The sequence below is a fragment of the Thalassotalea sp. HSM 43 genome, assembly GCF_004752005.1.
Lineage (GTDB): Bacteria > Pseudomonadota > Gammaproteobacteria > Enterobacterales > Alteromonadaceae > Thalassotalea_A.
Genome location: NZ_CP038493.1, coordinates 1,064,907 through 1,076,653 on the forward strand (window position 1 = coordinate 1,064,907; position 11,747 = coordinate 1,076,653).

General features: G+C 43.4%; 12 protein-coding genes. 3 read left to right on the top strand and 9 right to left on the bottom strand.

The annotated features are described in order from the left end of the window. Window positions 1-24: 24 nt before the first annotated feature. Window positions 25-564, bottom strand: a complete 540-nt coding sequence (locus tag E2K93_RS04415) for a GbsR/MarR family transcriptional regulator (RefSeq protein ID WP_228445497.1) — start codon at window positions 562-564, stop codon at window positions 25-27. A gap of 242 nt (window positions 565-806) precedes the next feature. Here E2K93_RS04415 and purU point away from each other — a divergent pair, with 242 nt between their 5' ends. From purU to E2K93_RS04430, 3 genes are all read left to right on the top strand, one after another. Then, on the top strand, window positions 807-1,649 hold the full coding sequence (purU, locus tag E2K93_RS04420; protein WP_135437934.1) for a formyltetrahydrofolate deformylase: 843 nt from the start codon (window positions 807-809) through the stop codon (window positions 1,647-1,649). 84 nt (window positions 1,650-1,733) lie between these two features. After that, entirely contained in the window at window positions 1,734-2,870 is a 1,137-nt protein-coding gene (locus E2K93_RS04425; RefSeq protein WP_135437935.1) for a hypothetical protein, read from the top strand. A 163-nt stretch (window positions 2,871-3,033) separates the two neighbouring features. Further along, entirely contained in the window at window positions 3,034-3,546 is a 513-nt protein-coding gene (locus E2K93_RS04430; protein WP_135437936.1) for a hypothetical protein, read from the top strand. Between the two features lie 22 nt (window positions 3,547-3,568). On the opposite strand, the gene E2K93_RS04435 is transcribed toward E2K93_RS04430, so the two are convergent. From E2K93_RS04435 to E2K93_RS04470, 8 genes are all read right to left on the bottom strand, one after another. Beyond that, window positions 3,569-3,898: a hypothetical protein gene (locus E2K93_RS04435; RefSeq protein ID WP_135437937.1), complete on the bottom strand. Its 330-nt coding sequence runs from the start codon at window positions 3,896-3,898 to the stop codon at window positions 3,569-3,571. A gap of 223 nt (window positions 3,899-4,121) precedes the next feature. Continuing rightward, a complete protein-coding gene (locus tag E2K93_RS04440; protein ID WP_135437938.1) occupies window positions 4,122-5,129 on the bottom strand; it encodes a class 1 fructose-bisphosphatase in 1,008 nt (335 codons plus the stop codon). Between the two features lie 28 nt (window positions 5,130-5,157). Then, on the bottom strand, window positions 5,158-6,231 hold the full coding sequence (fbaA, locus tag E2K93_RS04445) for a class II fructose-bisphosphate aldolase (protein WP_135437939.1): 1,074 nt from the start codon (window positions 6,229-6,231) through the stop codon (window positions 5,158-5,160). Between the two features lie 12 nt (window positions 6,232-6,243). Next, window positions 6,244-6,855 (bottom strand): bifunctional 4-hydroxy-2-oxoglutarate aldolase/2-dehydro-3-deoxy-phosphogluconate aldolase, encoded by a 612-nt coding sequence (gene eda / locus E2K93_RS04450; RefSeq protein ID WP_135437940.1) that lies wholly within the window; start codon window positions 6,853-6,855, stop codon window positions 6,244-6,246. A gap of 34 nt (window positions 6,856-6,889) precedes the next feature. Further along, window positions 6,890-7,810, bottom strand: a complete 921-nt coding sequence (locus E2K93_RS04455) for a sugar kinase (protein WP_135440403.1) — start codon at window positions 7,808-7,810, stop codon at window positions 6,890-6,892. A gap of 2 nt (window positions 7,811-7,812) precedes the next feature. Next, window positions 7,813-9,135 (bottom strand): MFS transporter, encoded by a 1,323-nt coding sequence (locus E2K93_RS04460; RefSeq protein ID WP_135437941.1) that lies wholly within the window; start codon window positions 9,133-9,135, stop codon window positions 7,813-7,815. Beyond that, window positions 9,135-9,479: a cupin domain-containing protein gene (locus E2K93_RS04465; RefSeq protein WP_135437942.1), complete on the bottom strand. Its 345-nt coding sequence runs from the start codon at window positions 9,477-9,479 to the stop codon at window positions 9,135-9,137. The genes E2K93_RS04460 and E2K93_RS04465 overlap by 1 nt, the downstream gene beginning before the upstream one ends. 14 nt (window positions 9,480-9,493) lie before the next feature. Then, entirely contained in the window at window positions 9,494-11,656 is a 2,163-nt protein-coding gene (locus E2K93_RS04470) for a heparinase II/III domain-containing protein (RefSeq protein WP_228445499.1), read from the bottom strand. Window positions 11,657-11,747: the final 91 nt, after the last annotated feature.

An 11,747-nucleotide genomic window follows, 5' to 3' on the forward strand; every position in this document is an offset into this window, starting at 1 on the left:
ATTAGTGGGAAAATATTGCCTTAATTAGCCTTTAAGCCAGCTCACTAACTTTCCACCAAGACCAAAAAATCGTCTTAGCATTGGCCTGTTCATCGCCTTCATCTGTTGATACCAAAGATCCATTGTGGTCATAAATTCAGCCATTTGTTGAAATTGCTGTTGCACATAATCAGGGGTATCAGATTCACTTTTCGCTTGTGTCTGTAATTGCTGCAATAGCTCAATGGTGGGGTCAATTTCCCGTTTCTTGCGCTGCTCTGCCAACACCAACATCATGTCCCAACAATCTTTAACTGCTTCAAAATAATCTCGGCGATCACCAAGTTTTTGCGTCATATTAACCAAGCCGAGAGCTTGCAATTCTTTTAAGCTGTTACTGACATTAGAACGGGCTACACCAAGGATTTGGCAAATTTGTTCGGCATTTAAAGGCGATTCAGACAACACCAACAGGGCAAATATTTGTGCCACGGTGCGATTTACGCCCCAACGAGAGCCCATCTCTCCCCAATGAATGATGAACTTTTCCATAGACGGTGTAAGTTTCATAATTTGACCTTTCATTTATTTCTGTCCTTACAGAAATTACTATAATTTAAAAATTGATCTAGATCAAATAATAACCGCCGTAATCAGAATTTTGTCGGCTTAGCTTTTATCAAACCGCGTTATTGCGATATCCAATCGCGCTATAGCTAAGCACAAAATAGCATCAACAAACCGCTGACTTTTTAAACCGCAAAATATAAGCTAAGTTATAGAAAGCTAAGAAAAATAATCGACTATAAGAAGAGAAGGGAAATAGCATGCTGACTTTGGTTATCTCGTGCCCAGACACTATTGGTATCGTTGCCAAAGTGAGTCATTTTATTGCCAGTAATAATGGTTCGGTTATGGAATCTAATCACCATACTGATATTGAAGAGCGTTGGTTTTATATGCGCAATGTGATCAACACCAGTAAAATGAATATTTCTCAAGCCCAGTTTGAACAACAATTTGCAGCTATTGCTGAAGAATTTTCCATGCAATGGCATGTCAGAGACATGAATGAAAAGCAAAAAGTGGTGTTGTTTGCCAGTCATACCTCACATTGTCTTGCTGATATTCTGCACCGTTGGCATAGTGGCGAATTAGATTGCGACATCGCCGCAGTGATTTCCAACCATCAAAACCTTGAGTCTTTGGTACGTTTCTACCAGATCCCTTTTCATCACATAACCATGACTGCCGATACGAAGGCCGATGCGTTTGCCAACATTGATAAACTGCTTAATGAATACCAGGCTGACACCATTGTCTTAGCTCGGTTTATGCAAATCATTCCTGAAGCAATGTGTCATAAATATCACGGTCGACTTATCAATATTCACCATAGCTTTTTACCATCATTTATTGGCGCAAACCCATATCAAAAAGCCCATGATCGCGGCGTAAAATTAATCGGTGCGACCTGCCATTATGTCACCGCGGACTTAGACGAAGGCCCAATTATTGAACAAGAAGTGATCAGGGTAAATCACAGTTGTGATAAACACGATTTGATTCGCTTAGGTAAAGACGTCGAGCAAATGGCATTGGCTCGTGGCCTCAGATACCACTTGCAAGATAGAGTGATTATCCGCGGCAATAAGACCATAGTCTTTTAATGTTTTACTGTACCGGCTCGAGCTAATATAAACGAGAGAATAAACCAATAGAATATAACCAAGAGAATATAACCAAGAGAATATATGAATAGGATTGCTCACTGCTTGCTGTTATCCGCTATTGTCTATTCAACTTGCTCAATAGCATCCGAGCAACAGCACGATAACATGAACATGGACATGGACATGGACATGAACATGGATATGAACATGGATATGAGTCAAGCCGTTGCGCCAATCAGTGTTATGGGCAGTCATATCCATAAAAAAGGCCATTGGATGGTGTCATATCGTTACATGACCATGGATATGCAAGACTTGCAGTTAGGAAAGGACCCAATTTCATCTGATTACGCGCTCGAGTCCTATATGATGGTGCCAGATGAAATGAGCATGGATATGCATATGTTCGGTGCCATGTATGGTTATTCAGATGATTTGACCTTGATGGTGACGGCAAACTTTATCGATCAGGAGATGACTTCGCTGATGCGGCCTATGATGGGCATGATGGCTACTTACCAAAAGCCAGTAAGTATTACTGCGAATACGCCTATGTATGACGGCATGATGCCTGCAATGGCAACAGAGGTTGAGATGAGCAGTGATGGTTTAGCCGATGTTCATATCCGTGCCATGTACCGCACTTATACTTCGACAAAAGTTGATAGCCATATCAGTCTTGGTGTTGGCTTGCCTGTTGGTGATATTGACCAATCGCGGACGAATATGATGGGCGACAAAGTCATTATGGGCTACCCAATGCAAATCGGTAGTGAAACAACCGATCTTTTAGCTACCTACACTATCAAATTTAGTGAAAATAGTTATCAGTTAGGCGCACAATTTAACTACCAAACAGCGCTAGATGAAAATGATGCTAATTACGAACCTGGTGATCAATTGCAAGTTCACAGTTGGGTAAGCTTTTTATTTGATAACAATCTCAATGTCAGCATGCGCATAAGCTTTACCGACATAGATAATTATTCTGGCCGTGACGACAGGTTAAACCCCATGATGTCACCGGTTGCCGACGTCAACATGCGTGGCGCAAAAATATGGGATTGGGCCATAGGCACCAGTTATCGCTTTAGTAATCCAACACTTATGGGTAACAGTTTATCTTTTGAATACAGTGAACCATTAGAAGAAGATTTCGATGGTGTGCAATTGCAAACGTCAAAACAAATCACCTTTGCCTGGCAATACATGTTTTAAGGAAAAGAAGCGGCGATATAGCGACGTAAATAGCAGTTTGTAAAGCAACCATTTTAACTATCAATATTTCGCTCTGATGCTTTAGCGTGAATGCTGTTCTTGGTCTACAGTTAAATTGAAGGCCAGTACCGCACAACAATAACCGCTACGGAGGGCAATGCCCATGAAGTCAAATTTTCCTCTGACTTTTTTACTTATTCTCACCTGCTTATTCACCAACGTGGCACTAGCGAAGAAGAACAACCTAAATACTGAAATACTCTATCCACAAGACGATATGGTCAATGCCTATAATCAGCTGAAAACGGTGTCTGTATTTAATGAATGGAATAGTTTCATTGAAGCGACATCACAAGTGACAACAGAGCCTGTATTTGATGTCGACTTTCAAACATCGCAAGTTGTTATCGTTGATTGGGGCCCTAAACCAAATAGTGCCTATCAGCTAAAGATTACCGGCATCAAAGAACGCGAACTATATATTCAAGTTAATGTGGTTTACAGCCAGACGTTATCCAATGAAGAATGTAATTTTCCGTCAGCAATAGTCAGACCTTTAGCACTAATCAAAATTGACAGTAAAAAGCCTGTTGTTATACGCGAGCACTACCAAGAGAACCGCTGTAAGCTCCCCAAACAATCACCATCTAAACCAAAACAAAAAAGTGGTCATTAACGCAGTACAAGTTAATTAGGTCTTATTTAGTCCCTTGCGCTTCATCGATACAGTTGGTGCGCACCGATTTAAGGCCATTAACACAGACTAAATCCCCTTCGGTACATAAATGTATGCCTTGATTAAATTCGGCATGACATTGCGCTAGGGTATCAATAAACCCGTCGCATTTACCGGCACATTTACAATCGGCCTGTTTTAACACTTTGGCGCATTCTGCCGCATCATTGCCTTTGCATTCTGCTGCGCTTTCTGACGCGGTAATGATGCATTGATGCGCCTCGGCTGCGAAAGCTTTGCTATTAGTTATCGCCAACAACGCAAGAAAGAGTGCAACGCTTAGTGTTTTCATAATCATTTGCTCACAGTTTAAGTCTGTAAAGTATAGTGAATAAAAGAAAAATAAACGTGGCGAGGGAAAATACACAGCTTACTGACTCAGCAGCTGACAAGGCTTGTAAAGGACATACATGCATAACAGCCTGCACAAAAGCCGGCACAAATGCCTAGGGAGAATGACATCACCACAGCATCAACAAACCGTGGCGATGTTAATGATTTAGCTTAGGGCTAGCTTAAACCGCTTGCGAAGAGCTTAGCGGTTGCTCTGCTGATTGCGACTCATCTACTGATGATAAGCGTTGATATTCATTTACTTCAGAGGCGCTGCCCATCACCACAGGAATACGCTGATGTAACTCAGCCAATTGCTGGGTTAAAATCGAGGCGTCACCGGTGGACTCTTTGCCATGCGCATCACGCATTAAATAGGCCATTGGAAACGCTTCATACAACAAGCGCAATTTACCTTGCTGATAACCAGGGCGAATATCTTGTGGATACAAGAACACGCCACCTCGGGTCAGTACGCGATGGATATCACCTACCATGGCCGCATTCCAGCGCATATTATAACGCTTGTCATTACAGGTTAATAAGCCATTGATATAGTGTTTGGTTTGCTCCAACCAATCATGCTGATTGGCCATATTAATAGAGAACTCTGCGGTCTGCTCTGGAACGTTCAATTCGGGAATCGTCAGCAAAAACCCACCATGAGTTAAATCAAGCGTATACACTCGGGTCGCTATGCCAGTAGACATCACCAATAATGTGGATGGACCATACAATACATAGCCGGCACAAATTTGCTCATTACCTGTTTGTGCGAACTGTCGCCAGTCGCTCGCTGGTATATCATCTTTGCCATTAAAAATGGTAAAGATGGTGCCGATTTGGCCATTTATATCGACGTTCGATGAGCCATCAAGTGGATCGAACGCCACGATATATTTACCCGACTCGTTTACCGCAACGATGTCGTCTTCTTCTTCCGAAGCGATGGCTTTAACATCACGCTCATCTTGCAACAACTCTTTGAATAACTGGTTGGCAATAACATCCAGCTTCTTTTGCGTTTCGCCTTGAATATTTTCATCCAACGTCGAACCTAAGACATCCGATAACGCCCCTTGACTGATACGAAAGGCAAGCTCTTTCGACGCGGCTAGTATGGTACGAATGACCATAATTAAATCACTATCAACGCCGTCTTCACGTAATACCGGAATTAATCTTTTCATTGGATAAGGTCTCTATCTACTTTATGGATTAAACAAAACGATTGATGCAGTTCAAGTCACTAAACGCTCGCTGTAATCGCTGCGCCATACTTTGTTCTGCCTTGTGCAACCAAACTCGTGGGTCGTAAAACTTTTTATTCGGCTTATCGTCACCCTCTGGGTTACCAATTTGGCTATGCAAGTAACCGTTATTCGCTTGGTAAAAATCCAACACACCCTGCCAGCTTGCCCATTGAGTGTCGGTGTCGATATTCATTTTGATCACACCGTATTCTATGGCTTCACTGATTTCTTCTTGTGATGAGCCTGAGCCACCGTGAAATACGAAATTCAAAGGTTGGCTTGCTAGATTAAATCTATCAGCGACAAACGCCTGTGAGTTTTTCAGTATTTTAGGCGTCAGTTTGACATTACCTGGCTTGTAAACGCCGTGCACATTACCGAATGACGCGGCAATGATGAACTTATCTGAAATCTGTGAAAGCCTTTGATAAGCGTACGCTACATCTTCAGGTTGGGTATACAGCGAGGCTGCATCTAAACCGGTATTATCGACACCGTCTTCTTCGCCGCCTGTACAACCCAATTCGATTTCTAAGGTCATATCAATTTTGCTCATGCGCTCTAAATAGGCAACGCAAGTATCAATATTATCGATTAGTGACTCTTCTGATAAATCGATCATATGTGAACTGAACAATGGTTTACCTGTGGCTTTGTAATGCTGCTCACCCGCGTCTAATAGACCGTCTATCCATGGCAGTAGCTTTCGCGCTGCATGGTCAGTATGCAATACCACTGGCACGCCATAGGCACCAGCCACTTGATGCACATAGTGCGCCGCGGCGGTTGCGCCAAGCACGGCTGCCGCCTGGCCATCAAGCTCTAGCGATTTGCCACAAAAAAATGAGGCGCCACCATGAGATAGCTGAATAATAACCGGAGAATTAACCTGCTTAGCCGCGGCTAATGTGGCATTAATTGAGTTAGTACCCACCACATTAACTGCCGGTAACGCGTATTTATTTGCTTTTGCATCAGCAAACAATGCGGTTAACTCATCACCAGTTATCACACCGACGGGTAAATTATTTGACAGCATCGTTTATCTTCCTTATACCGCAGCGCAGGCCTTGCTAATCGCTTGCCAGTCTTGGTTATCAACTAACTGCTGGCTTGCAACCCAAGTGCCACCAACAGCAAAACAATTTGCCAGTCCTAAATAATCGTCTTTATTGGCTTGTGATACACCACCTGTTGGACAGAATACGGTATCTTTAAACAAGCCAGACATAGCAGAAATAAATTTGGCTCCGCCAGATAATGAGGCAGGAAACAGTTTTAACTCATGAAAACCATGACGACGCGCGGTTAAGATATCGGCAACATTAGCAACGCCAGGTAATACCGGAACACCGCAATTTTGTAGCGCTTTAGCTAACACGCTGTCCATGCCTGGGGTGACGATAAAATCGGCTCCAGCATCGATGGCTTTGGCTAGGCTTTGTTCGCAAATAACCGTACCCGCACCAACAACCATCTCAGGGAAAGCCTGTTTAATGGCTTTTAATGCCTCAATAGATGCATCAGTGCGCAACACAACTTCCACTAAATGAATACCGCCAGCTTGCATTGCGCGAGCAATATCAACACCTTGCTCTGGCGTATCGGCTTGAATAATAGGTAATAAGACCTGATCGGCCATTAAAGAACGAAACGTGTTCATGAATATATTCTCAAAATTGGGCACAACCCCATCGTTAGATGAGGGTTGCGTTGATTGCTTGTTTTGGTGCGATAGCACCAGGATGTTGAATAACGATACCAGCGGCTTTGCTAGCCTTGCTTATCGCTTGGCTAATAGAGTCACCGTTTAATCGAGCACCGAGATAGACGCCATTAAATGCATCGCCTGCCGATGTTGTATCAACGACATTCTCTACAGGTGTAATAACATGTTGTTGTGACTGTCCGTCACACACAGAAATAACCGATGCAGGACCATTTTTAATGATCACTTCAGCGATATCAAACGACTCACAAAAGGCTTGTACACCGTCACTGCTGTCAATTTGGTATAACGAGACAAAGTCATCTACACCAGGTAGTGCGATATCAGATAATTCAAATGCTTTATTAAACTGCTGTTGAGCTTGCTGCTCATTTTTCCACAATCGTGCACGATAGTTTGGATCGAACACAATTTTAACACCCGCTTGTTTTAGCTGTGTGACTTTCTGCCAAAACGCTGGGCGAGACTCTTCATCGATAACAGCCAAAGAGATGCCTGAGAAGAACAACATATCACAACCGGCTAATTGCTCAGTTACTTCAGCATCGACGAATTGCATCACTTTCTTTGCCGCTGAATCACTGCGCCAATAGGTAAAGCTGCGCTCGCCGGTCTCATCGGTCTCAATCAGATAGATACCCGGTACTTTTTGTTGATGCGTAAACACCAAATCGGTATTGATATCTTCACTGGCAAAACGCTGACGCATTTTGTCGCTGAGAGTGTCTGCCCCTACAGCAGACACTAACCCTACATGAGTCTCAGGAAAGCACCTTTTCATATAAACGGCTGAATTATAAACATCCCCGGCAAATGATTGCTTCATGGTGTCAGATGAACTGTTCATCAATTCAATCATGCATTCGCCGAGTAAATAAATGCTTTTCATCATTAGGCCTTTTTCATTTTACCAAGTTGCTCTGGGCTTTTAAGTGGCTCAACTTTTGGAATAAGAATCCAAACCGCCAACATAGCAATGATGGCAAGAGACGCACCAATAACGAATGCTGGGGTATAGTTACCATCGGCGGTTAAATAAGGTACCAACGAGGTTAAACCTACAGCGCCTAATTTCGCAGCCATACCGGCAAAACCAGCTAAGGTGCCTACAGATTTTTTACCTAACAAGTCACTTGGCAATGTTTGTACGTTACCAATAGCAGTTTGGAAACCAAATAGAATAACGGCCATGATAAGTACCGCTGTAACTGGTTCACCTGGGTTTGCCATAGCAAGTAACGATGGCAACATAATCAAACAACCTAAGGTGATAGTCAGCTTACGAGTTTTATCTGTGTTCCAACCGGCTTTCAGTCGATTTTGCGCTAGCAAACCACCAAACCAAGCACCAAACATTGCGCCTACATATGGAACCCAACCATAGATACCAATCGATTTAACATCCATGGCATACACTTCGTTTAAGTAAATTGGAATCCAGAAAACAAATAACCACCAAATAGGATCAATTGCAGCAGAGGCGATGATAACTCCCCAGCTTTGCTTGCGAGATAGCAACTCGCCTGTCGATGGGTTGTATTCCTCTTCTGGCTCACTATCGTCAGTTTGCTCAGGGCGTTGACCGGTTAAGATATACTGACGCTCTTCTTCGGTGATCCACGGATGTGAACCCGGTGGCGCTTTCACCAATACTAGCCATGGGATAAGCCATAAAAGACCGACTAAGCCAACGACAACGAACACCATTTGCCATGAAAAATACACAGTCAAAAAGGCAATAAGCGGTATCGCCACGATACCGCCAATAGCAGCACCTGAATTGAAAATACCTTGCGCTAAAGCACGCTCTTTGGTTGGGAACCATTCGGCATTACCTTTGGTCGCGCCTGGCCAGTTACCGGCTTCAGCGACACCTAAAATAGCGCGGAAGATACTAAAGCTTAAGATACCTTGTGCGAACGCATGTGCTACCGTTGCTAGTGACCAAACACCAATCGATAATACGAAACCTAGACGAGTACCAATCCAGTCAAAAACCTTGCCGAAGATTGCCTGACCAAAAGCGTAGGCAAATACAAACACAATCGAAATGTTAGCGTAAATTTGTTTACGCTCTAATGCCGATTCATCTGGGAATAAGTCTTCAACGATATCAGGCCATAAAACACTGAGCGCTTGACGGTCAATGTAGTTAATAATGGTGGCAAGAGCGATTAATGCAATCACCCACCAACGTAATCCTTTAACTTGCATTATTTATCCTCCAAAAAATCTTCGCGTGCTGGGCTAAATGTATCAATCAAGATGCCACCGGTTGGGCACGTAGCACCATGGTCGGTATGTGGCGGAATATAACAGCTGTCGCCTGGCTTTAAGATTTTGGTGACACCGTCAATATTGAAGTGAAATTCTCCTTCAACAACATAGGTAACTTGAGAATGTCTATGGGCATGGTTGTAACCAATAGCCCCTTCAGAAAACCAAATTTTAACGGCCATTAGTTCATGGTTATAACCAAGCATCTGACGTTTTAAGCCACCACCAATATCTTCAATCTCGGCTTCGCTGGCAAATGTAAAGTGGGCACTTTCGCTCATTGTAATTCCTCGTGTTACTGCTGATTATGCAATTTGAATAAGGTAAACCTTCCCTCAAATTGATACTCGTTGTTCTTATAATTAAATGTTGTCATACCAATACCTTGGCTATTAATTGCCAATAGGTAGCGGCCACTATTGTTGAGTGTTACCTCAACCACTTCTATTTCACCAATCTGCTCAAAACGTAATTGTGAAACGTTTGATTGCGCTGAAATAGTAAATTCTTTCGATGGGTTATATTCGCCATGCGGCTCTAATACACTAACAAACGTGTGATTTTTAACACCTTGTTTTCGATAGATAAAGCCCGCTTCATTGCGTAAGTTAAAGTCAGGGTCGTTGGCACCAACTCGGGTAAACAACAATTGCGTGTCACCGTCGACAATACTTGATTGCGTATAAAATCGGCCATTGTCATTGAGCCAGGTAATTTGTGCTAGCCCTGCTTTTGGTGTCGATTGCGCGGTTAACCAAAGGTGCTGATAACCGTTGTCTTTACCCAATGCGGTTAATGATTCGCTAAACGCATTACGCTTAAAATTGCTGTCGATCAACTGGCCTTGATAATGCACAGGGAGGTCATATTGATGTTGCGCGTCACTTTTGACATTAAACAGGTCTATTAATAAAGGCTGTTCGCTATCAGGCAAAGCGACGAGAGCCATAGTGCGACTAAGACTAACACCTGGATAGGCGCTATCGATATCGCCACGGCTAATGCTTCCGAACTCGTTGCTAGCAAAGAAAATCAATTCTGGGTGATTGGCATTACCGACTTCAACCTTACCATCAAAGTGGCTGCGTTCATCGACGACAACGGTATTATGAGCGACGGTTTGTTTCGCGTAGCTATCGTTCTCAGGTAAATATTGACCACCGGATTTGGCTTCAACATTCAAAAATCTAGCGGCGCCGTAATCAGCAACAATTTCTGCACCATTGTCATAAAACTGCCATGCCAGTTTATCGAAGTGACCATGACCAAGGCCCTGCGCAGCGGGTTTAAATACCACAGCACTGTCACCTAAGGTTTGCTCACGCATCACCACAAGTGCACCTTGCTTGCCATCGGCACCGTCACCAAAGGCTAACGATCTAAATTGATAAGGCGTTTGTTTGTTCGCATCGAGTGCATTTGCGACCGCAAGGCCGTCACCGGTTAGGATGACTTGCTGTTGCTGTTCGGCGATATCTAACAAGCCCGTATCTTGGGTCAAACCATAGGCGATAGTAACTCCACGCACTAACTCGATGGTATCTATACCCTTGCTTTTGATGGCATCATTAATTGGGAAAAATAACCCGTCATAGCTCAATTCAATCGTGGTGGTGATAGCTTTTAGCAAGATACCATCACGATGTTGAAATATTTTGCGCTCTGGTTGGTTGGTTTCAATAGCTTTGGCAAAAGTGACAAACGGCATCAACGCATAACGCTGATAATATGGCCCTTCGTTGTAGTAGCCTTGTGGCGAAAACAACTCGTCTAACTGGCGCATAAACCCGCCCTTGCCTGACTTGTCTAAACCATATAAAGCTTGCTCTACCCACTCTTGCTCGCCAATCGCATAACCTGTCATACCAACAGCAGCGGTTAACCAAGTACCATGGTTATGCACTTTATTAAACGTTGCCGGAGAGTCCACCGACAAGAACTTAACGATAGGACGCAGAATGCCTTGCTCAATACGTTGCTTTTCAGCAGCACTCAAACTGTTAACAATCATGTCATAGGCTTGAGAGGTATACACCAGCCAAACCGCTTCATTAAGGCTTTGCCAAAACAGTTTACCTGGGTTGTTTTTATCTTTGCGACGAGCCGGATGCAGTGGCAGCGTTGGATACATATCCGCATACGCAAACAACATATCTCGAACGTAAGCGGCGTACTTGCTGTCTTGGGTTAATTGAAACACCACGCCAGCGTTATACATAAGTTTATAGTTTTTCTTATGACGCTCATGGGTAAAACCACCACCGGAGTCTTTAGGTAATGGCACATCGATAGGCTGAGCTATTTGCAAATCAACAGACGATTTTCTGTCGGCAAATTCTGTTGAAAAGCGACCGTCACCTTGCAGTGCCGCGCGCATATCAGCAATATCTTGGTGGGATATTACTAGGTGAGGGCTCTGACGAGACTCAAGTTCAGTTGCTGCATTAGCACTAATCATAAGCTGCAGAGCCGACACCAGTAATAAACCGAGGGAGCTAACAATAGATTTAAAAGATATAGATTTAAAAGATTTTGATGCAAACATAGTA